We start from the raw sequence: 24,606 nt of genomic DNA on the forward strand, positions 1-24,606 counted from the left end.
CCTGCACACCGAGCCGCCGCCTTTGTTCGACGAAGCGCGGCGGCTCTTCAGTTTTTAGAGGTCGATATAGTGGTTCAACGCATTCTTGAAGCGGGCGACATCGAGGCGCTCGATCACACGGCGATTCCCCGCGTCCGCATGCCGGAACGCCTCGCGGTGTTTGCGCCGCGCGCCGCGCGCCTGCGCCAGCTTGCGGGTCTCGACAATCCGATCGCCGGTTACCTGCGCCTGATGGCCGTGCTGGCCGACGCGCAGCAGGCGGTGATCGCGGGCTTCAAGGCGCAGCCGCCGAGCCCCGAGTTGATCGCGAGTGCGCAGCAGCATTCGATGCCGCTGATCCCCGCGCTCTCCGGCGTCCGCGATCCCGCGTGGCGCGCGGTGCTGAGCCAGTTGCTCGACAAGCTCGAAGCCGCTGGTCCGCTCACGCCGCCGCTCGTGGAATTGATCGCGCGCTTGCGCACGCTCGACACCGCCACGCTCGACGCTCAGGCCGACGCGATCTTCGCGCAGCGCTTCGACGAAGTCGATCCGGCCAGCGCGCCGTTCATCATGGCCGCGCTGCAGGTAGTCTGGACCGATCTCGCCGCCGACATCGACAAGCGCGAAGTGCCGTACATCGAAACGCTCGGGCTGTGCCCCGTGTGCGGCTCGCATCCGGTGGCGAGCATCGTGCGGGTGGGCGGCGTGTACGACAATTACCGTTACCTGCAATGCGGTTTGTGTTCGACCGAGTGGCACATGGTGCGCTCGAAATGCTCGAACTGCGATTCGACCAAGGGCATCGCCTATCACGTGGTCGGCTCGCCGGACGCTGTCGAAGCGACGCGGGAAGCCGAATCGAAAAACGCCGTATTGAAGGCGGAGTCGTGCGACGAATGCCATACTTACCGGAAGATCGGCATTCAGTCGAAGGACTACGATTTCGAGCCGTTCGCGGACGATCTCGCCAGCCTCACGCTGGATCTGCTGATGGGGGCGGAGGGTTACCGGCGCGCGTCGCCGCATCCGTGGCTGTGGCCAGAGCAGGCTGGCGACGCGGATGAGCCCGCCGGCGAGTCCGGGTCCGACTAGAATCGGCCGGATACCACTTCAAAGGGATGGCTTCGTGAGCGATGTGAGCGGCTCGGAATTGCGCGCGCTGATGGCGCGCGTGCCGTCGGTGGAGAAGGTCATGGCGTCGGCGGAATTCGCGGCGCTGATCGGCGACTATGGTCGTACGCAGGTGCTGGGCGCGGTGCGCGCCGCGCTCGACGCGTGGCGCGCCAGCGCGCAGGCGGGCGATGCATCCGTCAGCGCGCTCGACATCGCCCGGCTGCACGCCGCGGTCGAAGTCGCGCTGCGCAAGCGCAACGCGTCGCGCTTGCGCAGCGTGTTCAATCTGACCGGCACGGTGCTGCACACCAACCTCGGCCGCGCGCTACTGCCCGACGAGGCGGTGCAGGCCGTGATAAAGGCGCTCACTCAGCCCGCCAACCTCGAGTTCGATCTCGCCACCGGCAAGCGCGGCGATCGAGACGACCTCGTTGACGAACTCATCTGCGAACTGACCGGCGCCGAAGCGGCCACCGTGGTCAACAACAACGCCGCCGCGGTGCTGCTGACGCTGTCTGCGCTGGCGTCGAAGAAAGAAGTGGTCGTGTCGCGCGGTGAGCTGGTGGAGATCGGCGGCGCGTTTCGCATTCCTGACATCATGAGCCGCGCGGGCGCCAGACTGCGTGAGGTCGGCACGACCAATCGCACGCATCTGAAGGACTACGCCGAAGCCATCGGTCCGCAAACCGCGCTGCTGATGAAGGTCCACGCGAGCAACTATGCGATCACCGGCTTCACCAAGGAAGCCGGGCTCGACGAAATCGCGCCGCTTGCGCATGAGCGCGGCCTCGCGGTCGCCGTGGACCTCGGCAGCGGCACGCTGGTCGATCTGAGCCAATGGGGCTTGCCGCGCGAGCCGACCGTGCGCGAAACCGTCGAAGCCGGCGCGGACCTCGTCACGTTCAGCGGCGACAAGCTGCTTGGCGGCCCGCAAGCGGGCTTGATCGTGGGGCGGCGCGATCTGATCGCGAAGATCAAGAAGCATCCGCTCAAGCGTGCGCTGCGTGTCGGCAAGCTGACGCTCGCGGCGCTGGAGCCGGTGCTGCAGTTGTATCGCACGCCCGAAAAACTGCTGGAGCGGCTGACCACGCTGCGCCTGCTCACGCGTGGCGCCGACGACATCCGGCTCGCCGCCGAGCGCGTGCAGCCGGCTTTGCAGCGCGCGCTCGGCGAACGCTATGCGGTGCTCGCGGAGCCGATGTTCAGCCAGATCGGCAGCGGCGCGTTGCCGGTCGATGTGCTGCCGAGCTACGGCCTCGCCGTCAGGATGGCCAACGGCAAACGCGGCGGACGTCATCTGCTCGCGGTGGAAAAGCTGCTGCGCGAGATGGCGCGGCCGGTGATCGGCCGGATCGCGGACGATGCGCTGCGCCTCGATCTGCGCTGCCTCGAAGCCGCCGATGAAGCGCAACTGATGGCGCAGTTGACCGAACACCTGAAGGGCGTGAAGGCATGATCGTCGGCACGGCGGGGCACATCGACCACGGCAAGACGAGCCTGGTAAAGGCGTTGTCGGGCGTCGATACGGACCGGCTGAAGGAAGAGAAAGCGCGCGGCATTTCGATCGAACTGGGTTACGCGTACGTGCCGCTCGAGAACGGCGACGTGCTCGGCCTGATCGACGTGCCGGGCCACGAAAAGCTCGTGCATACGATGACCGCGGGCGCGAGCGGCATCGATTTCGCGCTCCTCGTGATTGCCGCCGACGACGGTGTGATGCCGCAAACGCGCGAGCATTTGGCGATCGTGGAACTGCTCGGCATTCAGCGCGGCGCGATTGCGTTGACCAAGGTGGATCGCGTGGATGCGCAGCGGCTGCGGGAAGTGCGCGATGAGCTCGCCGCGTTTGTGAGCAGCGGCGTGCTGAAGGATGCGCCCGTGTTCGAGACCTGCGCGACGCGCGCTGACGATGCCGGCGTGGCCGCGTTGAAAGCGCATCTGCACGCGGCCGCCGAGGCGTGGCATATGAAGCGCGCCGACGGCCTGTTCCGGCTTGCCGTCGATCGGGTCTTCACACTCGCGGGGCAAGGCACCATCGTCACCGGGACCGTGCTCGCCGGCAGCGTGACGGTCGGCGAGACGATGCTGCTGGCGCCGAAGAGTCAGGCGGTGCGGGTGCGCAGCATTCATGCGCAGAATCGGCCGGCCGAGACCGGGCGTGCCGGCGAGCGCTGTGCGTTGAATCTGGCGGGCATCGAAAAGAGTGCGATCGATCGCGGCGACTGGATCGTCGATTCGCGTCTGTCGCAAGCGTCGGAGCGGCTCGACGTGATGCTGACGCTGCTCGCCGATGCGCCGCTCACGCTCGAGCATTGGGCGCCGCTGCATGTGCATCTGGGCACACAGCATCAGGTTGCGCATGTCGCATTGCTCGAAGGCGAAACACTCGGCGCCGGTCAGCGCGCTCGTGCGCAACTCGTGTTCGAGCGGCCGGTGTGCGCAGTGGCGGGTGACCGATTCGTCGTGCGCAATGCGCAGGCCGATCGAACCGTGGGCGGTGGGCATGTGCTCGATGCATTCGCGCCGTCGCGCAAACGGCGCTCGGCCGAGCGGCTCGCGTGGCTCGATGCGATCCAGACGATGCTCGACACCGACACGCTCGACGCGATGTTCGCGAGGGCGCCGCACGGTTTGTCGCGCGCGTTGCTGGAAAGGCTGACGGGCATGCCGGCGGTTGCGCTCGCGTTGCCGTCCGGCACTCGCGTGGTCGAATTGCCTGGCCACGATGCGTTGCTGGTCGCCAATGCTTCATGGCAGGCGTTGGACAACCGGCTGATATCGACGCTGACGCAATATCACGAGCGCTCGCCGGACGAACTGGGCCCGGACGTGTCGCGCTTGCGGAGAATCGCTGCGCCTTTGGTGGATGATGCGCTGTGGCGCGCGCTGGTCGACGAAGCGGCGGCGCGCGGTGTGGTGGTCAAGCGCGGGCCATGGCTGCATTTGCCTCACCACACCGTGACGCTCGACGACGCCGATCGGGCGCTCGCGGCAGCGCTGCTGCCGGCGGTCAAGGCAGGGCGCTTCGATCCGCCGTGGGTGCGTGATCTGGCGAGCGCGCATGGTGTGCCCGAGGAACGTGTGCGTCAATTAATGCGCAAACTCGCGCGCCAGGGCGAGCTTTTTCAGGTCGTGCATGACCTCTTTTATCACCCGGAGATGATTCGCGAACTGGCTGCCATCGCGGCGACCGAAGCACAGAAAAACGCGGGCACGGTAGGGGCCGCGCCTTTTCGTGATGCCACCGGATTGGGACGCAAGCGCGCGATCCAGCTTTTGGAATTCTTCGACCGGGTTGGGTATACTCGCTTCCACCGTGGCCTGCACATGATGCGCACGGATAGTCGTTGGCTCGATCTGCTGATCGAGTAACGCGTAGTTCAATCACCGAAGGAAGGCATTCGTATCCGGTGGTGCGGCTGGGCTTCAAACCCAGTTGAGGGCGTCAGACGTTCTCAGGTCGGTTCGACTCCGGCTGCCTTCCGCCAATTGTTTGAGTGCGCCGAACACACCCTTGATTGTAGAGGTAACCATAAAACTTCCAGGCGGAAGTTTTATGGTTACCTCTACATATGCGATTGGCGGCGGAAACGTTCTCGTCACGATCTGTGACGTTGCCATCACCTCGGAGACGGCCATCTTCGGCCAGCTCGGCGCGAAGGTGAGACGCCTCGGCTCGGCAGTTCTCACGGCATGGCTCGCGCTGATCGTCAACAAACAGCGCGCCCGGAGCATCTGGTAAATGTGCCGAAAATATCGCGCGAGGCAGCTACTGGAAGGGGGGCTGACCACTGCCGTCGTACCGCCGGATCAGATCGAGGCCGAAAGGAAGAAGAACTGTGCCACGAGATTCTGCGGATGAGCCCGATTGCAAATTGCGCTCGGAAGCGCTCTTGCAATGTCGATCTGAAAACATCGTGGCAATCGGTGCCTTTGCGATGCAGGCTTTGGCACCCCTACGACGACAGGGACGAATCGCAGAACGTGGAATCGCGTTCCGAGAAAAGCGCAAACTCGAGTTCCGCAAGCAGGTGAAGTAATCCGCGCAGACTCGGGCAAACGACAACGTCGACGCCACTCTGCGTCTCACTGCGCGTGGTTCGGCCTGTCAGGTCGTTTCGTTTGCCACATGACGGCGACTCGACTGCTTGCTGCACAGCCGCACGTCCCTATCGCTCGGCTCGACCGCGTAGCCCGTCTCGCCGCCGCCCGGCACAGGCATCCCTACCGCTTCTGCGACGAAATGTCGATTACGAAGCGATAGCGCACGTCACTCTTGAGCAGCCGCTGGTATGCGCGATTGATATCGTGCAGCTCGATCATCTCAACGTCACAATTAATACCGTGTGCGGCGCAGAAGTCCAGCATTTCCTGAATTTCCGCAACCCCGCCGATGGCCGATCCCGCAATCGATCGACGTCCCATGATCAGCAGGCCGGTGTGGACGGGTGGCTCGACCGGGCCAATCAACCCGACCAATGCCAGCGTGCCGTTCAGGCGCAGCATGGCAACGTAGGGATTGAGGTCGTGCGGACTGGGTATCGTATCCAGAATGAGATCAAAGCACCCCGCAGCAGCGGCAATCTGGCCGGGGTCACTGGATACCAGCACGTGCTCCGCGCCAAGGCGTCGCGCCTCCTGCTCCTTGCCCGCGTTGCGCGTAATTAGAGTGACTTCGGCACCCATCGCCTTGGCAAATTTCAGGCCCATGTGGCCCAAGCCACCGAGACCGACTACCGCCACCCTATGACCGGCCCCCACGTTCCAGTGCCGCAACGGCGAATAACTCGTGATGCCGGCGCAGAGCAAGGGAGCCGCCCTCCTGGCGTCCAGCCCGTCGGGAATGCGCAGAACGAACTTCTCGGATACGACGATGCGCTCGGAATAGCCACCATAGGTGGGCAGCCCATCGCGACGGTCAACGCCGTTGTAGGTCGGAGTCGGCTTTTTTAGGCAATACTGCTCTTCACCTTCGCAGCAAGGCCCGCAATCGCCACAGGAATCAACGAGGCAACCAACGCCGACCACATCCTCTGCTCTGAAACGAGTCACCGAGCCGCCCACACTGATGACCCGGCCGATGATTTCGTGGCCCGGCACAACCGGGTAGCGTGTGTTGCCCCAGTCATTGCGTGCCTGATGCAGGTCCGAGTGACACACGCCACAGTACAGGATGTCGATCACTACGTCGTCGGCGCGCGGATGACGCCGGGAAAACTGGAAAGGCGCGAGTTCGGCGTCGGGGGCTGTCGCCGCGTACCCATTAACTACACCTGACATGGTAGCTCCGTTCGTGGGATATAGGCACGGCGAGTGTGTCAGTTCATCAGTTGAAGATGACGCAGGTCCGCCAGGTACTTGCTAATGAAATCGGCCGATAGGTGCGGAATCGGCCCATCGACGCAGACGGCGTACTTGCGTACGTCGTCCTGGAAGCGGGACGACGACAAGGTCGTCCCCGCGACACGAGGCATCGGTTGGCTAAATTGATGAATCAGAGGCAATGAAGACAGTTGGCGCGCCTTCTCAGGCAAGGCGCGCAGTACCGTCTCAAAACGGACAAACCAGTCGGCGTAGTCGTCGATACGCTGGATCCGGCAGCCGCCCGCTATCGCCCAGTCGATGAACGTATCCATCGAGACGCCGTCGTCATGCGGATTCGTAACGTGATACGTTCTGTAGCCGCTCAAGGCGTTGACGCCGAGGGCAGCAATGGCCTTCGCGGTGAAGTCCACCGGCAACCCGTCGTAGTGCGGCAACTGATCGCCGGCCGAGTAGAAGGAGCGCGGTGCCAGGCCAGTACTGGCGACGCTGAACAGCCAGCGCGTGAACATGTCCGGGATATTGACCTGTCCCTTGAACCTGCTATGTGCCAGGATCATGTCGGAGCGGAACACTGCGACGGGTAGTCCGAAGCGGTCATGGGCATCGCGTAACAGGACCTCACCTGCCCATTTGCTGTTGGCATAGCCGTCTGCGTAGCGATCGCCGTCGAGAGGGCGGACCGGGGTGGCCACGCGCACGTCCGCGTCCTCATCGATCAAGCCTCCGCCTGGAATTCCCGCCGCAGCAATCGTCGAGATATAGTTGATCGGCTTGAGACGTCGGGTCAGCGCAAGACGTATCAATTCCGCAGTGCCGACCACATTGGGGCCGAAGAGCTGCGAATACGGCAAGACGTGGTTCACGAGGGCCGCCGGGTGAATGATCAGGTCCACCGTCTCCGAGAGTCTTTGCCAGTCGTCCGAACTCAATCCGAGATCGCGCTCACCAAGATCGCCCGCCAGAACCTCGAGATGCTTACCGGAAAGGTCCTCGAACTGGCGCTTGAGATCGGCATCTCCGCTGTCGAAGGCCTCGGCGATGCGCTCCCGGGCCGCAGCAGCATCCCGGCCACGCGCAATGCAAATGACCCTCCCGCCAACGGCAGCCATTCGTTCCAGCCATTCGAGACAGAGAAAGCGGCCAAGATAACCGTTCGCGCCTGTAACCAGCACGGTCTGTATCTCGCTCCGGGCTGGCGCCAGATAACCGGCATGCTCGAGGGTCTCGACATCGAGAAATCTGTCGATCGTGAGATTGCCTGCACGAATCTCCGTGGCACCGCGCCCGTGGATCGAAGCGAAGGTCGGTCGTTGAGAATCCGCGTCCTTGGCCCGTTCGATGTAGCGCGACACCTGCATCAAGCCACCGGCTGGGTTGTTTATAATGCCTACCGGTACTTCAATTCCATAAACTTCCTCGAGGAGAATGGAACACGATAGCGCTGATAGCGAGTCGCCGCCCAGCTCCGCGAAGGTAAGGCTCCCGGACAGATCCGCGATATCGATGCCAAGTGTCGCACCCACCGCGCGAGCGACCACCCGCGCCACCGGGGCATCGCGGCCTTCGCGGCGCAACACATCGAGCTCATTGGCCTGGCTTACAGCAATTTCGTCGTAAAGGCTCTCAAGGCGCGGGCCGTAGCGCTCCTTGAATTTAGGACGCTGATATTTGCCGATACCGGCTAGCAGACCGTTTTCCACACTGAACGGCTCACGCTCGGCAATGAAGTCCCGCGGCACCTCGTAGCCGGCGAGCTGCTCGGCCCGGGCGACTTCCTTGATCGCTTCCCGAATCGCCCCCTTGATCGCCGTCTCGTCGCCCGCGATGCCCATCTCCCTCAACGCCTCGTCGTTCGGCACAAACACACCGACCAGGTAAGAGCGCTCGCTGGTGCCGTAGAGATAAACCTGCCGAATCGCCACGTGGCCGTTGGTATAGAGTGCCTCCAATCGGGATATCGCCACGAATTCGCCTTGGGCGAGCTTGAGCACGTTGTTACGGCGATCAACGTAGACCAGTTGGTCGGGGCCGGTCTCGGCCATGATATCGCCGGTCCTGTAGTAACCATCCGCATCGAACACCGCCGCGGTCACCTCCGGCCGCTTGAAGTAGCCGAGCATGATGCTCTGGGTTTTGATAAGCAGCTCGCCACGCGGGAAAGGCCTGTCTGTTCTGAAATACCCCAGTTCGGGAACGTCATCGAGTTTATAGTCGATAACAGGGGGGCGCAGGACACGGGTATTGCGCACCGCACCCGAAATTTCCGTCGCTCCGTAATGGTCATCCAGCTTAAAGCCGAGACAGGCTTCGATGAACTGGCGCAATTCGGGGGCAAGGGGAGCCGAACCGAAGTTACCGCTCAGAAAACGGCCGCCGAGCACCCTGTTGCGCACGTCGAGCATCAACTCCTGCTTTAGCGCATCGATATGCGCCGCCCCCGGGCCGCGGCGCTCAAGTTCCACGTGGTATTGCTGATAAACCATTTCGCAAATACGCGGAACGATCCCCATAAAGGTGGGGCGAGCGAGGCGGATGTCTTCGAACAGCGACGAAAGATCGGCCCTTGCGGTGAAGTGGCACGTCCCCCCGGAGCCGAGCGTCGAAAATACGCCGCTGCGCCCAAACGAGTGATTCATGGGCATGTAGTGCATGTACAACAACGGGATCGGCGAGACCATGCGCCAACTCGGCATCACCATTAGTTCCGGGTACATGGCTCCCTTGGGAGCCCCGGTGCTGCCGGACGTGTAGTAAATCGTGCACATCCGCTTTTCCGTTGCCGGCTCGGAAAACAGCGGCGCAGGCGTGAGTTGGCTCCCACGCGAAATGGCGGTCTGCAGGGTCAGCAGCAGGTCCGGCAGACCTGCTGCTGCGAGCTTCGTTTGTGCGCGCTCGCAACGTTCCCGTTCGTCGTCTACCTCGGGGTGATAGTCGAACAGCAGCAGTCCCGCAGGCCGATGCCCATCCAGCACGAGTTCGACCGCAGTCTCCAGGCTTTCGGAGCTCGTCGCCAGCCAACGCGGTTCCACCTCCTCGATGATGTCGCGCAGTTGCTGTAGTGGAGCGTTGGTCTGCAACGGAACCACGATCGCGCCGTTGTGGATCGCCGCGAGGTCGACGGTCGTGAAGTCAGTGCCTGCGAACGCGATGATGCACACGAGATCATTGGCACGCAACGGCCGCACCTCGTCGTGGTACCACGTGTTGGCGAGCGAGCAGACTCGCGACCACAGTTCCCGATACGTCACCGTTTCGAATCTTGGCTCGAGCTGGCGCGAGGCGCGTCCGCAAGCCGGATCGGTCACGAGCCTGGTCGCGCGCTGGGCCAGCGCTGGCCGGTCTGCATAGGCTTGCATGCAAATTGCCACGACTTGCGCCAGCCCCAGACCCGGACGAAGTTTCGCCTCGCTGACGGCCGCTAACGGCATCGCGTCGCGAAACTGCTGTTCTCGGGCGGCTAAGTCCGCGACCCGGATTGCCACGTGATCAGTTGAGCCAGCGCCGGCCGCCTTGGCCGCAGCACTCTGTTTCGTTTCAATCGCTTCCACGCTTACTCCTCGCTTTCCAGGGACTTTGATAAGGCAACGTCCGGTACCTCTGCGAACGAGGTGCCGGGACGGCTGCGGCTTTCCCTTTCGTTGGGGGACCATGTCGACTATGCGCCTGCCCAGCCGAATCGGTTCGCTACTCCGTTGATCCCGCACCTTCTCGCCGCGCCAGTCAAATGAAGGCAATGTTGTCCGGCATTTTTAGTACTTTCGAAAATCCACTCCGACGCGTGTGCCCATCCCCGCCAGACGATTCACGGGGCGGCTGCCGTGTTCAGGCGCCGCCTCACCCCACGCGAACCAGACGTCGGGCTCCCGGTTGTCGCCGACGCGGCGCCAGCGGCCGTCCACCTGTGGATTTTTTAGCGTCCCGAGACCGACAAGGCGCCCCTTCGGATCGGGCATAAACTCCCACTGTTCGCCAAAGGCCGAGTACTTGATGCCTTCCTGCCAATAGCCGTTGGCACCGAAATCTATCTCGCCGGTCACGTCGTACGTGAAGCGTACTTCGCCATTCTCGTTGCCGAGAATGGCGAAACCGAACATATCGTTGCCCAGCGTGAAGTGCCCGAAATCAATGCTCCCGTCCTTGTAGCGCGTAGCCCACGTGTACCAGACGAGTTCGAGCTTCTCTTGCACGAGTGCGTCCTTCGACTTGTAAATCTCCCCTCCCTCGTACATATAGATCGGGTCGAAGCCAATCATGCCGCGCACTTTCTTGCCGAGAATCGTGCCCTCCATCTCGAAGATATTCGCCACGTAGTACATGCCGGCGTCACGGCCAGGCAGATACCAATGCATGCCGGGCTTGACGAGCTTGCCCTTGATGTCCATGCCGTTCTCTTCGTACCAACTGCATTCCTCGGGCGTCCAGGTCACGTGAAAGCGGTTGCCTGGTGCTTGCGGGTGGCTTCGCCAGTGGATTCGGTCACCTTCCAGGGTTCTGGAGAAGCCATCGTAAGGAACGGACTCCTTGCCCACCGGGTGCATATGCATGCCGTCGTCGTGGCCGAGCGTCGTGCAAAGGTCAAAAGCGACGGCGCGTATCTTTGGCATCTGTGGACAGACCTGCGGGAATCCGGCGCATCGGACAGTAGATCTCACCGTCCTCATCACGAAATGTTCCCCAGAGGTAGAGCGCTTCAGGAGGCATCCCGAAGTAAGCTCTATCTGACAACATGTCCTCGACGGTGGGTTCGAAAGTGCTGACGAGTGGTTGCCAGCCGAAGTCACCGCGGCGCGGGAGATTGAGTTTCGTGTCGCTCATGGTCGAGGTACTCTTCACAATGAAGGAAATGTTGGAGCGATCCACTATAGGTCTCTCCTTGTCCCCATGGAAATCGGACAATCCGCTGCATTGCCAGGAAGCGCCCTCCCGGCGAAATCAGAACCGCCAACCGGCGCTAATGCATTGATTTGCAGGCATCCTTCCCGTGCGCATCGCGGCCCCGTTTTGCCATACCGAGAGCTTCGTTACATGTAACGTCTTGAATGCGGTATACTGAACATCGTTCGGATATTAAGTCTCTGTTCGACGGGATGCACCAGGCCCGTTCATCATGTCGCGGCTCGGAAGCGCGAGTTGATCCAGTCCCGATTGACGCCGCTGCCGCGCCTCGTTTCCAGTCACACTTGCGTTGCGCCGGGATCTGCCAAAGACTCCTGCTGAACGCGTTGCCGATTACCGCGCCCGCAAAAAGGCTGAGGGAATGGTGACATTGTCCCTCGTCGTGCCTGCGGCCGACGTCAGCCTGTTTAGCCAGTTCGCGGCGGAGCGGCGCGAAAGGTATCGCGAAGTCGGGTAGCCGGCCGGCGCGTCACGTCAGCACTGGCTGTCGATGCTGTCCGCGCTGACACCGCGGGCCAAGGCCTTAACTCCACCCCGACACGAGCGACTCGCGCTGAGACGCTCTTTACCTCTACGCTTAAGCGCGTTGTCGATCAGGGGTGGCCTGTGGGACTGCCTCTCGGCTCGGAGCAGGATCTGATGTACACGCACGGTGTGAGCCGAACTGTTTTGCGTAGGGCAATCCGCCGGTTCTGTCGCGATAAGGAAGGTAGGACGAGCAATTCCCGTTATAACTAGGACTGCTTACGTCAGCAGCGAATAGAATTGCTCGGCGGCAGTCCGCTGAATTTGAGTGTCTTTCATCTGCCCTTTCTGGATCATATGCATTACTTCGATGCCGGACAGGATGATGCGGGCGCAACGAAAATCCTTGAAACCCATCATGGGTTTGACGATACGTTTGATCGCGCGATGGTCCTGTTCGACAACGTTGTTCAGAAACCTTGACCTGGCGCACCTTCATGGGCGTTTTCCGTTCGGCGTTGATGGCTTGCAGTGCGGCCAGATTGGCACCGCTTTTGTCTACGGTGATGGTCTCCGGTTCGCCGTTCTGATCGAGGGATTTCTCGAAATAGCGACGCGCGGCAGCCTTGTCACGATGGGCTCGCAGCAGGAAATCGACGGTCTTTCCGGCCTTATCCACCGCACGATACAAGTACTTCCACTGGCCGCGCATCTTGACGTACGTTTCGTCCATCCTCCAGCTCCTGCCGACCGGCCGCTTATGTTGGCGAAACGCTTTTTCGAACAGCGGCACGAGTTTGATCACCCAGCTGTGTACCGTCGAATGGTCCACCTCGAAACCGCGTTCCGCCATCATCTCTTCCAGATTGCGCAGGCTCAGCGAGTACGCCACGTACCACCGCACGCACAGCAAAATCACCTCCAGTGGGTAGTGCAGTCGCTTCAGCACCTTGGCGATCCCAGGCGGCAACGTCTCACGCGGTGTCTTTGTCTTCCTGGTCATCTTCAGCATCTGCAATTTTCGTTCGCTGAATTTTATCCCAGCGCATTAGCGCGACAGAACCGCGCAACGGATCGTCACGCTCGGGGAAGTGAGCGGCGGGGTTGGGTTCGGCGGCATGCCGCACGATGCCGGCATCCCCTTGCACCGCTTCATGAAATGGATCAGCGACGAAGCTCCTGAAAATTGACTTGGGTTCGGCAGCGAAAGCCGAGATTGCGACACGCATAAAGGGAGAAGCACACATGTCTGAAAGCAAGCGCACATGGTTTATTACCGGCGTCTCATCGGGGTTGGGACGCGCTATCGCCAAAGCGGCGCTGTCGCGCGGTGACGTGGTGATCGGAACGTTGCGTCAAGCAGCGCAGATGGTCGAATTCGAGGCGCTCGCGCAAGGGCGTGCCGTTGCCTGCCAGCTCGACGTCGCCGACGAGAACACGTTGCACGAGTCCGTGACCCAAGCGGTCGAGCGCGCGGGAGGTGTGGACATCGTGGTCCACTGCGCCGGCTATGGTCTGTGTGGCGCTGCGGAGGAACTCAGCGACGCCGAAAGCCGCGCGCAGATGGAAACCAATTTCTTTGGTCTGGTCGGCGTCACCCAGGCAGCTCTTCCGTTTATGCGCGCGCAAAGGCGGTCATTTCGTGAACATCTCGTCTGTCGCCGGCTATCAGGGCATTCCCGGTATGTCGATGTACAGCGCTTCGAAGTTTGCCGTTGAGGGCTTTTCCGAATCGCTCGCGGCTGAATGCGGACATCTGGGTATCAAGGTGATGATCGTGGACCTGGCGCGTTTCGTACGAACTGGTCGTCCGCCACAGCGATCGTCCGTTCCGCACGGGTGATCGAGGACGACGCGCCGACCGCAGGCGCTGTCCGTAGCGGGCTAGACAGGATGGATGGGGTCTAGGGCAACGACCCGGGAAAAGGCGCTGAGGTCATCCTTGGGGCGCTCGATTCCCCTAACCCACCGTTGCGTTTGCCTCTTGGAGCCAATTCGGTCGATTTTCTGCGCAAGAAGACAGAGCGGATGTCTCAGGAACTGGACGCGTGGGCCGTGACTGCTTCGGAAACGCGCTTCGACTGATCCCGTTTAGACGCTCCCGCCGATCCCGCCAATTGCGCATCAACCTCCATGCTCAAGACCCGTATTACCGAACTCTTTCAAGTACGTCATCCTGTCGTCCAGGGTGGCATGCGCGGTATTGCCCTTGCCGAACTGATGGCTGCAGTGGCGAATGCCGGATGTCTAGGCTTTCTTTCTGCTCATACCCACATCGAGCCTGAGAGCTTGCGCAGGGAAATCACGCGGACCCGCACGCTGACCCAAGGGGTGTTCGGCGTCAACCTCACCGTTCTTCCCAATATCAAGCGGGACTACGAGGGTTTTTGCCGCGTCATCGTCGAGATGGGCGTGCCTGTTGTGGAAACGGCAGGCAGCAACCCGGCGAAGTATATCGAGCTGTTCGGTAAAGCGGGGATCAAGGCGACCCACAAGTGTCCGTCGTCGATTCGCTTCGCCTTGAAGGCTCAGGAACTCGGCGCCGATGCGGTCAGTATCCACGGCTTTGAGTGCGGAGGCCATCCTGGCGAGGTCGACATCCCGGGATTGGTGCTAATTCCGGCCGCGGCGGACCAACTGACGTTGCCGATTCTTTCTTCAGGTGGCGTCGCCGACGGACGCGGGCTCGCCGCTGTGCGGGGACTTAGGGCAGACGGTGCGGTAATTGGCACCCGGTTCCTGCTGACACGGGAATCGCCGCTGCATCCCGCCGTGAAGGCACGCATGCTTGCTGCGACAGAGAAGGACACCCGGGTCATTGGACGTAGCGTGCACGACTCGTCGCGCGTGCTGAACAACCGCCTCGTGGAAGACGTGCTGACTCTTGAGAAAGCTGGCGGCAGCGACTATGCGAGCCTGCTTCCAATGATCGGCGCAGAGCGCTGGCTTGACGCGTCGCAACGCGGTGACACTGACGGTGGGGCATTCCCTGTCGGGCTCGCCGTCGGACTGATTCACGACTTGCCCAGCGTCGCGGAGTTGTCGATCGGATGGTGGCCGAGGCGCAGTCCGTCATTCGCGCACGCCTGAACGCAATGATCAGCGACTGATCTTCAGATCCCTTGCGCCTATCCCGTTCGGTTACTTTGAATGCGAGTCGATTCGAGGGTTTTCGGCGTTGCTTTCGGTGTTGGCTTTTTCTGGTAACTTAGCGTGGCCGAATTGGCCCGCGTTACAGGAAACGGCGCCTGTCGAGCGTACAGGCGTGGGCCGTCAAGTTGCGGTCCGTGTCAATCGCGCTCTTGTTCACATCGTTGTTCTGCGAACCGGCACGCGGGCCCTGATCGATCAACAATGGTATGGTAGCTCACAAGTCCGCTGATCCGCTTTTTGCCGCGCTCGCCCACGCTTCCCGACGACAACTCTTGACGCTGTTGAGCGCAGGTACGCAGAGCGCGCCTGCACTGGCGCGCAAACTGAACATGTCGCGCGCAAGCGTGCTCGGTCATCTGGACGCGCTTGGCGAAGCCGGCTGGGTCGATGTCACTGACGAAGGCAGTGGTGACGCGCTCTATTCGAAGCGCCCCCAGGCCGAACAGCAGTTTCTTGCCGAATGCGCGGCGTTGCAGGCGCCAGCGGACCCCGGCGCAAGCGATGTGCTGGACGTACAGGCCGCGGCGTGGGCGCGCGAGTGGCCAGCAGAGGACGTGAACGTCTATCTCATCGGTCAACGGCTTCTTCGGCTGTCTGCGCACATCGACCGCGCTCTCAAGGGGGCCGCGGCCAGTCAGGGCATTCTGGCAGCCGAGTTGTTGCTGCTTGACGCGCTATTGATTTCCGGGCCGCCCTACACGCAATCTCCGACGCAACTTCAGAAGCCGTTGGCGATGACACTGGGCGGCATCACGAAGTGCGTGAGCCGGCTGGAGCAGATGGGACTGGTCGAGCGCAGGCCAGACCCCGCCGACGGGCGTGGCATCCTGGTGCGGATGAAGCCAAAGGCGCGCAAGATTCTGGAGAATATTCTCCGCGAAGGTACGTATGGGACCGACTGGGTGGCGTCCAGTCATATGGCGCCCGAACGCCGCGCGACACTGTCAAGCTTGCTACGCGAGCTTCAGTTGTATGCCGACGCGGAGGCCGTACGTCGAAGTCAGGAGCGGACATAAAGCTTCCAGCCGTGAACGCAGGAAACGTCCGCGCTCGTAACTCCCTCTCGTAACGATTCACTGCGGACCGTGCGGCTAAGACGCACGTCCCACTCGGGCCGGCTTCCTCTGCCGGCTCCCTTCTTCTCTCCATCTGCCTGGCGCGGTCGTGACCAACGGCCTACATCGCATTTCCCTTTGCGCAGAAATATACCTCTGGCAATGCGGGGGACTGCTGTCCGCTGCGAATACGACACTACCGTGCGTGACCGGCAATCCACTTCGTACGCCATCTCAGTACAAACCCCCAGTGGCATAAATATACTTTCCCAGTAAAGTAAATTCAGGATGATCAATGTGACCCGGACATTCACGCTAAACGGAGATCCGAGCGATGAGAGCCGCTTATTTCAGGCGAGTTGGTTTGCCGCTGGAAGTCAGGAGCGTGGATGATCCCGCCCCAGGTTCCGGAGAGGTCGTACTAAAGATCCACCGCTGTGGGATTTGCGGCTCGGATCTTCACATGACGGACGGACATGCACCGCATTTCACGCTGCCGGAAAACTCGACCTTGGGTCATGAGTTCGCCGGCGAGGTGGTTGCCGTGGGAAAGGACGTCGAGCGACTAAAGGTCGGCGATCCAGTTACGGCGCTTCCATTCACGGGATGTGGGCGCTGCGCGACCTGTCTCGCCGGAAAGCCCAACTTCTGCGCGGATTTCAAGGGGGCGGCGGCGGGCTTCGCGGAATACGCGGTGGTCGCCGAGCGCGTCACAACGAAGCTCCCCAAGACGTTGAGCATGGAAGACGGCGCGTTAATCGAGCCGATGGCGGTCGGCTTGCACGGCGTCGCTCTGGGGCAACTGACGCCGGGCGCGCGAGTGCTTGTGATTGGCGCAGGCCCCGTCGGACTTGCCGCAATTTTCTGGGCGCGACGCGTGGGTGCCGGGCGCATCGTAGCGACTGCTTCCTCACGGCGCCGCGAATCGCTGGCACGGCACATGGGTGCTGATGCGTTTGTTGTCCCGGAGGCGGGACAGGATCTGGCGGCACTGGCTGCTGATGCGCTCGAAGGTCCGCCTGACGTCGTGTTCGAATGCGCCGGGCAGAAGGACCTGATTGCCCAGGCGATTCATTGCGTCAAGCCGCAAGGCGATGTGGTGGTGCTCGGCTTTTGTACTGTGCCCGACCAGTTCGTCCCAGCGGCGGCCGTATGGAAGGAAATCCGGATCCAGTTCGCCGTAACGTACAGCTTGCAGGAGTTCACGCACGTCGCGAACGTTTTCGATGCTGGCTATGTCGAGCCGCGCATGATGATCACCGATCGGGTCTCGCTGGACGCATTGCCAGACGCATTCGAGGCACTGCGTACCCGCTCGACCCAATGCAAGGTAATGGTGAATCCATGGCTCAGCTGAAATCCTGGAAGGACTACCTCGCGCAGCTTGCGCCGGCAGAAGCATTGCTGGAGTTGACGGAAACGCCGCATGATCCACAAACGCGGGCGGATCTATATCGCCAGTTCCAGATGAATCTGTCGCTGGCCTACTTCATCTACTTTCAGTCCACTCCGGAGCATCCCGACTGGCTGCCGTTCCTGAACTCGGTGTTCATGCTGCAACCGAACCCGGATGACACCTACTTCATTGCGCCTTTGCGCGGGGACTTGCGATACCGGTTGACGGGCGAGCGCGGCAGCGTGCATCTGCTTACGCTCGATATCGGTCGCGGAATCATGGGCACCACCGACCAGATTCATCCGCCGCTCGGTCAGTTCGATCTCGACGATCTGAAGATCGATAGTGACGGCTGTTTCGAAGTGCTGCTGAGCGCGCAGCGCCCCGCTGGCTACGGGGGAAACTGGCTGCCGCTGCATCGGGACGCCGACTTCGCGATGTTGCGCCAGCGTTCGTATGAATGGGGTGTAGAGCGTGACGCGCGAATCGCTATCGAGTGCCTCGATGCGCCGTTGGTCAAGCCGCTACTGGGATATGAAGAAATTGCGCGGCGTACCGGCGAAGTCATGGATTATGCGGGGCGATTGTCGCGCCGCTGGCTCCTGCATATGCAGCAATTGCGCGCGCGCATCAAGGTGAACGAGTTCGAGTTCTTTGCTTTCGGTGGCGGACTCGCGAAGCAGGCGTACTGGCAAGCGATCTTCGATTTCGGTCCTGACGAGGCGTTGATACTCGAGACCGATTTACCCGGGAAGCGGCGCTACTGGAACGTGCAACTCAACGACGCACTGTTCAACACGCTCGACTTTATCGATCACCAGAGCAGCCTCAACGGTCATCAGGCACACATCGACAACGACGGACGCTTCCGCGCCGTGATCGCCCACAGCGATCCCGGGGTGCCGAACTGGCTGGACACATGCGGACGCAATCGCGGCACCGCGATCGGCAGATGGTACGCGTGCAGTTCGGAGCCGGTGCCGACGCTCAAGCGTGTGCCCCGGTCCGAAGTGCGTCAGCACCTTCCCGATGCAACACCTGCCGTCAGCGATGCGGAGCGAGCGAAACGCCTGAGCGAACGTCGGGTCGGTGCGCAATTGAGGCGGCGATGGTGAGCGCTCCGATTGAAAGGCCGCAATCGCAGAGTGGCAATCCTTGCGATGCAGGATGGTCTCGCCGAAGAAATCAAAGGAGACAGTAAATGTCGTTGTCTGGAAGGTTTACGGGAACAGAAGATGCGCTTCACTGCGCCGCTAGCTCCGCCGCTGGATTGAGCGATTTCGGGGAAAGTACTGAATATCTGCCTGGACTGTCGCAGCTTCTGATCGCTCTCGACGAAGACGGGCCGCGTTTCGCGCCCGGCGGGCGGGAGTTTGTGTGGAATGCGATTATCGGCGCGCTGGTATCGCGATTGACGTTACTTGACGGCCTGCGTACCCATCGCGATAGCTTGCAACCGGCTCCCCGGCGGCCCCTCATCATTACCGGCATACCGCGGACGGGCACGACGGCATTGCACAAGCTCTTGTCGGTGGACCCGCAGTTTCAGGGGCTGGAGAAATGGCTGACTGTCTTTCCGCAGCCGAGGCCGCCGCGCGACACATGGAGCGGCAATACGCAGTTCAAGGCGACAGCCGATGGTCTGGAGGCCTTCTTCAGGGCAGCACCGGATATGCGTGCGGCACACAACATCGTGGCCGACGAAGTCGACGAATGCCTTGAAATACTGAAGCAGGGCTTTTGCAGCAACCTGTGGGGCTCGTCATTGCGCGTGCCCCAATACGACCGGTGGTGGCTCGAACAGAGTGAGCTGAGTACTTACCGGTACTTCGCCAAGGCAATCAGTCTGATTGGGGCGCACGACACTGAAAAGACGTGGCTGCTAAAGAATCCCGGACACATCATGCAATTGCCGGCGCTCTTTGAAGTCTTCCCCGATGCCTGCGTCGTGCAGACCCATCGCGATCCGGTTCAGGCGCTGCCTTCATTGGCTAGCGTGTTGACGATGGCTCGTCGCGTCTCCGAGGGCGAACACGTCGACCTGCACGAGATCGGCCGGCGTGAAGTCGAGAACTGGGCGCGTGCGACTGAGGCCGCGATGCAGGCGCGCACCAGAATGCCGCCGACGCGCTTTCTGGATATCCGCCAAAAAGACTTTTACGCCGATCCGCTTGGCACCGTGAGGCAAATATACGGGCACTTCGGCTTCACGCTGGCCCCGGACACGGAGAACGTGATGCATCAACGCATCAAGGACAATCCGGAGCGCTCACACGGCACCCACAGTTACGCACTGGACGAGTTCGGCATCGCGCCAGAAGCCATCAAGGAACGCTTCTCCCGCTACATCACCACCTACGGACTGCACTGAACATGACACCGACGCTTTCTCCGTTTGCGGGCCTGCTGCAGATCGCCTACGTGACTTCGGACATCGACCAGGCGATTGCCTATTTCGACCGCGAACACAACGTTCCGGAATGGGCGAGGCTGCCGGCCATCGAAATCGAGTCGACGCCCGGACGGACCTGCACCTTGAATATCGCACTTGCGTTTGTCGGCGCGACGCAACTCGAGTTGATCCAGCCGCTCTCGGGTGACGATCACATTTACCGCGACGCGTTGCCAGCATCGGAATTTGCGATTCGCCATCACCACATCGCGCAACTGATCGCCACCGAAGCCGAGTTCGACAGGCAACGCGAGGAACTCGCCGCACAGGGTGCGCCGATCGTCCTGGATGGCCAGCTGCCCGGGACTGCCCGCTATTTCTACACGGACCATCGTGCGACGTTGGGGCACTATTTCGAGCATATCTGGTACACGCCCGCAGGGCTTGCTGGCTTGGAGCAACTGCCGCGCAATGGAGGCAGACAATGAACGTGGCGAATACGACTGCATTGCGGCACGACGACCACCAGCTCGCAGCAGACGTGGCAACCGCGGCGGGAAGCGTGTTGAACGCGATACGCGCGTCGGCTGTGCTGGCGGGCAAGCCGTTGGGCATGGTGGGCGACGCCACGGCAAACGAACTGATTACCCGATTGCTCGCGCATGCGAGACCCGATGACGGCTTTCTCACCGAAGAGGCCGCTCCTGATCCGAAGCGCCTGGGCCTCGACCGCGTATGGGTCATTGATCCGCTGGACGGCACCCGGGAATATGGCGAGCACGCCGAGGGGCGCGACGACTGGGCGGTGCATGTTGCACTGACCGTCGGCGGCAGGCCCGTCGCGTGCGCGGTGGCCCTGCCGGCTCTGGGCGTGACGTTCGGTACGGCAGCGCCGCCGGTCTTGCCACAAGCGCCGGCGGGCCGCCTGAAGATTCTCGTGAGTCGTACCCGTGCGCCCGAGCTGGCGTTGAAGGTCGCACAGCGCCTGAACGCCGAACTCGTGCCGATGGGCTCGGCAGGCGCGAAGGCAATGGCGATACTGCGCGGCGAAGCGCACGCCTACCTCCATGCCGGCGGTCAGTACGAGTGGGATTCGTGTGCTCCCGTGGGCGTCGCTCTTGCGGCTGGCCTCCATGCGAGCCGCATCGATGGAAGCGCATGTGCCTACAACTGCGCGGACGTTTCGATGCCGGATCTCCTGGTGTGCCGCCCCGAAATTGCCGAGCCGTTGCTGGCCGCCATCGCGGCTTTACGATAAGTCGTTTTACCCAAGGATTCGCCATGACTACCCTGACTCACCTGCGGCGGCTCGAAGCCGAAAGCATTCATATCATGAGGGAGGTGGTCGCAGAAGCCGAGCGCCCCGTGATGCTGTACTCGATCGGCAAGGACAGCGCCTGTATGCTCCATCTCGCGAAAAAGGCGTTCTATCCGGCGCCGCCGCCATTTCCATTGCTGCACGTGGACACCACCTGGAAGTTTCGCGACATGTATGCGATGCGCGACCGTATGGCCCGTGAGACGGGAATGGAACTGATCGTGCACCAGAACCCCGAAGCGAAGGAAATGGGAATCAACCCGTTCGATCATGGCTCGCAAGTCCATACCGACATGTGGAAGACCCAGGGCCTGAAGCAGGCGCTCGACAAATACGGCTTCGATGCCGCCCTTGGTGGCGCGCGACGCGACGAAGAGAAGTCGCGCGCCAAGGAGCGCATTTTTTCGTTTCGAACCGCGACGCACCATTGGGATCCAAAGAACCAACGTCCCGAATTGTGGCGTCTGTTTAACGCACGCAAAAACAAAGCCGAATCGATTCGCGTGTTTCCGATCTCGAACTGGACCGAACTCGACATCTGGCAGTACATCTATCTTGAGGACGTCCCGATCGTGCCGCTGTATTTCGCGGCAAAACGGCCGGTGGTGAATCGGGACGGTGTGCTCGTGATGGTGGACGACGAACGCATGCCGCTCAAACCCGGTGAATGTCCGGAGGAGAGAATGGTGCGCTTCCGTACGCTCGGGTGCTATCCGCTGACTGGCGCGGTGGAGTCGGAAGCCACGACGTTGCCACAAATCATTCAGGAAATGTTACTGACCACGACATCCGAGCGGCAGGGTCGCATGATCGATCACGATAGTTCGGCGTCGATGGAAAGAAAAAAACAAGAGGGGTACTTCTGATGGCACACGTCTCCGACCTCATTGGCGCCGATATCGAGCGATACCTCAAGCAGCACGAGACGAAGAGCCTCTTGCGTTTCATCACATGCGGCAGCGTGGACGATGGCAAGAGCACGCTTATCGGGCGCTTGCTTTACGAATCGAAGATGTTGTTCGAGGATCAACTCGCGGCACTCGAAGCCGATTCGAAGAAAGTGGGCACGCGGGGCAGTGAGATAGACTACGCGCTGCTGCTCGACGGTCTTGCCGCCGAGCGGGAGCAGGGCATCACCATCGATGTCGCTTACCGGTTCTTCTCGACTGACCGCCGCAAGTTCATCGTTGCCGATACGCCAGGGCACGAGCAGTACACCCGTAACATGATCACCGGCGCTTCTACCGCGGATCTCGCCATCATCCTGATCGACGCGCGCAAAGGTATGCTGCAGCAAACGTGCAGACACAGTTACCTCGTATCGCTGATCGGCATCCGCAACGTGGTGCTCGCGATCAACAAGATGGATCTCGTCGATTATTCCCCTGAGAGATTCGCCGAGATTTCGTGTGAGTATCGTGAATTCGCGGACAAGATTGGTATTCCACATGTGACGGCCATACCGATCTCGGGCGTGAACGGCGACAACATCGTGGAGAAGAGCGCGAAGACACCCTGGTACGACGGTCCTACCCTGATGCATCATCTGGAAACGGTCGAGATCGACGAGGCGCGTCTGCAGGCGCAGCCGTTCCGCTTCCCCGTGCAATGGGTCAACCGTCCCAACCTTGATTTTCGTGGCTTCGCCGGGACGATTGCATCAGGGATCGTGCGTGTAGGGGATCGTATCCAGGTACAGCCATCAGCACGGGAGAGTACCGTGGCACGGATCGTTACGGCGGATGGCGATCTCGACGAGGCTGTTGCGGAGCAATCCGCGACGCTCACGCTCTCGGATGAGGTGGACGTTTCGCGCGGCGATTTGATATCGGCAGCGGATTCGCCCGCACAGACTGCCGATCAGTTCGACGCGACCATCGTGTGGATGAACGACCAGCCAATGCTGCGTGGACGCAGCTATCTGATGAAGATCGGCGCGCGGACCGTGACGGCGACGGTGCTTCCGCTCAAGTACAAGGTCAACGTCAATACGCTCGAACACGTGCCGGGCGAGACGTTGACGTTGAACGAGATCGGTGTCGCCGAACTCGAACTGGACCGGCCGATTGCGTTCGACCCTTATGAGGAGAATCGCGAAACGGGCGGCTTTATCCTGATCGACCGGATGAGCAACAACACGGTCGGGGCAGGCATGCTGCGCTTCGCATTGCGGCGGTCGAGCAATATTCACTGGCAGACGCTTGAAGTCGACAAGCGGTCGCGCCGCGTGCTGAATGGGCATCAGAGCGGTGTCGTGTGGCTGACGGGCCTTTCAGGAGCAGGGAAGTCGACCATAGCGAATCTGCTGGAGAAGCGCCTGCACGCGATGGGAAAACGCACGTATCTGCTCGATGGCGACAATGTGCGTCACGGGTTGAACAAGGACCTTGGATTTACCGCGGAAGATCGCGTGGAGAACATCCGTCGCGTCGCCGAGGTCGCCAGGTTGATGGCCGATGCGGGCGTGATCGTGATTACGGCCTTCATTTCACCGTTCCGCGCAGAGCGGGCGATGGCGCGCGATCTGATGGAGGCGGGCGAGTTCATCGAGGTGTTTGTCGACACGCCGCTGGATGTTGCCGAGCAGAGGGATCCGAAGGGTCTGTACAAGAAAGCGCGACGTGGCGAATTAAAGAACTTCACGGGTATCGATTCACCGTACGAATCGCCGGAAAAGCCGGAGATTCGCGTCGACACCACGAAGATGTCTGCCGAGGCGGCTGTGGAAAGGATCTTCGACAAGCTGCACACGATGGGCTTTCTGGATGTGCACAAGGGCTCGCCGCTCTAGCATGTCTCTGATAAGCAGGGAGGATTTGATGAGCGATCGATTGAAAGATAAGGTCTGCATTGTGACTGGTGGCGGTCGTGGATTGGGGCGGGCCATTGCATTGCGGTTTGCCGCGGAGGGCGCGAAGGTCATCGCTGTATCTGTTAGTGATGCTGGTAAAGATGTCGCAGAGGTCGATAGCCGGGTGGAGTTTTACAGAGGCGATGTCTCACAGCCGGAGGCTGTGCAGGCGATGGTCGAACACTGCCGCGCACGTCACGGAAGACTCGATGTTCTCGTCAATAACGCAAAGCCAGCGCCCGAGTGAACAACCGGGCCGAAAATAGTCATCAACCCACGCGAGAACGCGAGCGCCGCATGCGTGGTTTCCGCGATCCTGAGCGCACGCAAGCATTCCTGTCGAATTTTGGACCGATCCGGCAGCACTTCGCACTGAAGCGACATCTACTACGCGCCTCGCTCCACCGCAAACAACTCGGCGATCGCTTTGCCGCATGGCATCGTTTCACCGAGCTTAGCCAAAATCCGTCCGGTTTTTGAGAAAAGCTCCGTTCATCGCACTACTGCGACGCGAACACTTTAATGTGACAACGCCCATGAGATTCCTTTAAGGACAATCAAGGAAACCAGAAAATTCTTGATGGCCCTTCGTTTTCGAGCGTCGGGCAAAGGATTACCCAACCAGAAGCGAAGTCGTGTGCTTGTAGTGGTCCGCCAACCACC

At 61.2% G+C, this 24,606-nt stretch carries 20 protein-coding genes, 1 tRNA gene and 2 pseudogenes; 17 read left to right on the forward strand and 6 right to left on the reverse strand.

What is annotated here, in order from left to right; translation table 11 throughout:
- Positions 1-69 precede the first annotated feature (69 nt).
- From fdhE to B0G69_RS41950, 5 genes are all read left to right on the forward strand, one after another.
- Positions 70-1,071, forward strand: a complete 1,002-nt coding sequence (fdhE, locus tag B0G69_RS20515) for a formate dehydrogenase accessory protein FdhE (RefSeq protein WP_121320512.1) — start codon at positions 70-72, stop codon at positions 1,069-1,071.
- Positions 1,072-1,105: 34 nt separating this feature from the next.
- Positions 1,106-2,548: an L-seryl-tRNA(Sec) selenium transferase gene (gene selA, locus B0G69_RS20520; protein ID WP_121320514.1), complete on the forward strand. Its 1,443-nt coding sequence runs from the start codon at positions 1,106-1,108 to the stop codon at positions 2,546-2,548.
- Complete coding sequence (gene selB / locus B0G69_RS20525; RefSeq protein ID WP_121320516.1) at positions 2,545-4,464, forward strand: selenocysteine-specific translation elongation factor; 1,920 nt, start codon at positions 2,545-2,547, stop codon at positions 4,462-4,464. Before selA ends, selB begins: the two co-directional genes overlap by 4 nt.
- A 20-nt stretch (positions 4,465-4,484) precedes the next feature.
- Positions 4,485-4,580 (forward strand) — tRNA-Sec (locus B0G69_RS41055).
- Positions 4,581-4,648: 68 nt separating this feature from the next.
- The gene (locus B0G69_RS41950; protein WP_241991410.1) at positions 4,649-4,834 is read left to right on the forward strand and encodes an enoyl-CoA hydratase-related protein; all 186 of its coding nucleotides are present in this window, start codon (positions 4,649-4,651) and stop codon (positions 4,832-4,834) included.
- 482 nt (positions 4,835-5,316) lie between these two features.
- On the opposite strand, the gene B0G69_RS20535 is transcribed toward B0G69_RS41950, so the two are convergent.
- The 6 genes from B0G69_RS20535 to B0G69_RS40690 all read right to left on the reverse strand — a co-directional run bounded on the left by B0G69_RS20535 (position 5,317) and on the right by B0G69_RS40690 (position 13,037).
- Complete coding sequence (locus B0G69_RS20535) at positions 5,317-6,372, reverse strand: NAD(P)-dependent alcohol dehydrogenase (RefSeq protein WP_121320518.1); 1,056 nt, start codon at positions 6,370-6,372, stop codon at positions 5,317-5,319.
- Positions 6,373-6,410: 38 nt separating this feature from the next.
- Positions 6,411-9,965 carry a carboxylic acid reductase gene (gene car, locus B0G69_RS20540; RefSeq protein WP_199731304.1) on the reverse strand — a complete coding sequence of 1,185 codons (3,555 nt, stop codon included), beginning with the start codon at positions 9,963-9,965 and terminating at the stop codon, positions 6,411-6,413.
- A gap of 201 nt (positions 9,966-10,166) precedes the next feature.
- Positions 10,167-11,021, reverse strand: a complete 855-nt coding sequence (locus tag B0G69_RS20545; protein ID WP_241991411.1) for a hypothetical protein — start codon at positions 11,019-11,021, stop codon at positions 10,167-10,169.
- Positions 10,993-11,277, reverse strand: coding sequence for a hypothetical protein (locus B0G69_RS41955; RefSeq protein WP_241991412.1), 285 nt, complete (start codon positions 11,275-11,277; stop codon positions 10,993-10,995). The genes B0G69_RS20545 and B0G69_RS41955 overlap by 29 nt, the downstream gene beginning before the upstream one ends.
- A gap of 780 nt (positions 11,278-12,057) precedes the next feature.
- Positions 12,058-12,781, reverse strand: a protein-coding gene (locus tag B0G69_RS20550; protein WP_121323792.1) for an IS6 family transposase whose coding sequence is annotated in 2 segments (ribosomal slippage) — positions 12,058-12,255 and positions 12,257-12,781 — 723 coding nt in all. Because the reading frame shifts where the segments join, the coding sequence is not laid out codon by codon here.
- Positions 12,753-13,037, reverse strand: a complete 285-nt coding sequence (locus B0G69_RS40690) for a hypothetical protein (RefSeq protein WP_147440745.1) — start codon at positions 13,035-13,037, stop codon at positions 12,753-12,755. Before B0G69_RS40690 ends, B0G69_RS20550 begins: the two co-directional genes overlap by 29 nt.
- Here B0G69_RS40690 and B0G69_RS20555 point away from each other — a divergent pair.
- From B0G69_RS20555 to B0G69_RS20610, 12 genes and pseudogenes are all read left to right on the forward strand, one after another.
- Positions 13,024-13,621: pseudogene (locus B0G69_RS20555) on the forward strand (SDR family NAD(P)-dependent oxidoreductase). The gene B0G69_RS40690 and the pseudogene B0G69_RS20555 overlap by 14 nt on opposite strands.
- A 290-nt stretch (positions 13,622-13,911) precedes the next feature.
- Positions 13,912-14,868: a nitronate monooxygenase gene (locus tag B0G69_RS20560; protein ID WP_199731306.1), complete on the forward strand. Its 957-nt coding sequence runs from the start codon at positions 13,912-13,914 to the stop codon at positions 14,866-14,868.
- A 269-nt stretch (positions 14,869-15,137) separates the two neighbouring features.
- Positions 15,138-15,947 (forward strand): ArsR family transcriptional regulator, encoded by an 810-nt coding sequence (locus B0G69_RS20565; RefSeq protein WP_121320520.1) that lies wholly within the window; start codon positions 15,138-15,140, stop codon positions 15,945-15,947.
- Between the two features lie 403 nt (positions 15,948-16,350).
- Positions 16,351-17,343, forward strand: coding sequence for an alcohol dehydrogenase catalytic domain-containing protein (locus tag B0G69_RS20570; RefSeq protein ID WP_241991414.1), 993 nt, complete (start codon positions 16,351-16,353; stop codon positions 17,341-17,343).
- Positions 17,331-18,497: a DUF1214 domain-containing protein gene (locus B0G69_RS20575; protein WP_121320524.1), complete on the forward strand. Its 1,167-nt coding sequence runs from the start codon at positions 17,331-17,333 to the stop codon at positions 18,495-18,497. Before B0G69_RS20570 ends, B0G69_RS20575 begins: the two co-directional genes overlap by 13 nt.
- Positions 18,498-18,583: 86 nt before the next feature.
- Entirely contained in the window at positions 18,584-19,753 is a 1,170-nt protein-coding gene (locus B0G69_RS20580) for a sulfotransferase (protein ID WP_121320526.1), read from the forward strand.
- Between the two features lie 2 nt (positions 19,754-19,755).
- Positions 19,756-20,262 carry a VOC family protein gene (locus B0G69_RS20585; RefSeq protein ID WP_121320527.1) on the forward strand — a complete coding sequence of 169 codons (507 nt, stop codon included), beginning with the start codon at positions 19,756-19,758 and terminating at the stop codon, positions 20,260-20,262.
- Complete coding sequence (locus tag B0G69_RS20590) at positions 20,259-21,032, forward strand: 3'(2'),5'-bisphosphate nucleotidase CysQ (protein WP_121320529.1); 774 nt, start codon at positions 20,259-20,261, stop codon at positions 21,030-21,032. The genes B0G69_RS20585 and B0G69_RS20590 overlap by 4 nt, the downstream gene beginning before the upstream one ends.
- A gap of 23 nt (positions 21,033-21,055) precedes the next feature.
- Entirely contained in the window at positions 21,056-21,958 is a 903-nt protein-coding gene (cysD, locus tag B0G69_RS20595) for a sulfate adenylyltransferase subunit CysD (RefSeq protein WP_121320532.1), read from the forward strand.
- On the forward strand, positions 21,958-23,883 hold the full coding sequence (gene cysN / locus B0G69_RS20600) for a sulfate adenylyltransferase subunit CysN (protein WP_121320534.1): 1,926 nt from the start codon (positions 21,958-21,960) through the stop codon (positions 23,881-23,883). The genes cysD and cysN overlap by 1 nt, the downstream gene beginning before the upstream one ends.
- A gap of 28 nt (positions 23,884-23,911) precedes the next feature.
- Positions 23,912-24,190 (forward strand): SDR family NAD(P)-dependent oxidoreductase, encoded by a 279-nt coding sequence (locus B0G69_RS20605; protein WP_158608960.1) that lies wholly within the window; start codon positions 23,912-23,914, stop codon positions 24,188-24,190.
- Positions 24,187-24,423: pseudogene (locus B0G69_RS20610) on the forward strand (IS6 family transposase); the annotation flags it as partial. The gene B0G69_RS20605 and the pseudogene B0G69_RS20610, both read left to right, overlap by 4 nt.
- Positions 24,424-24,606 lie beyond the last annotated feature (183 nt).

Source organism: Paraburkholderia sp. RAU2J (genome assembly GCF_003634845.1).
In the GTDB taxonomy this organism is placed as follows: Bacteria; Pseudomonadota; Gammaproteobacteria; order Burkholderiales; family Burkholderiaceae; genus Paraburkholderia; species Paraburkholderia fynbosensis.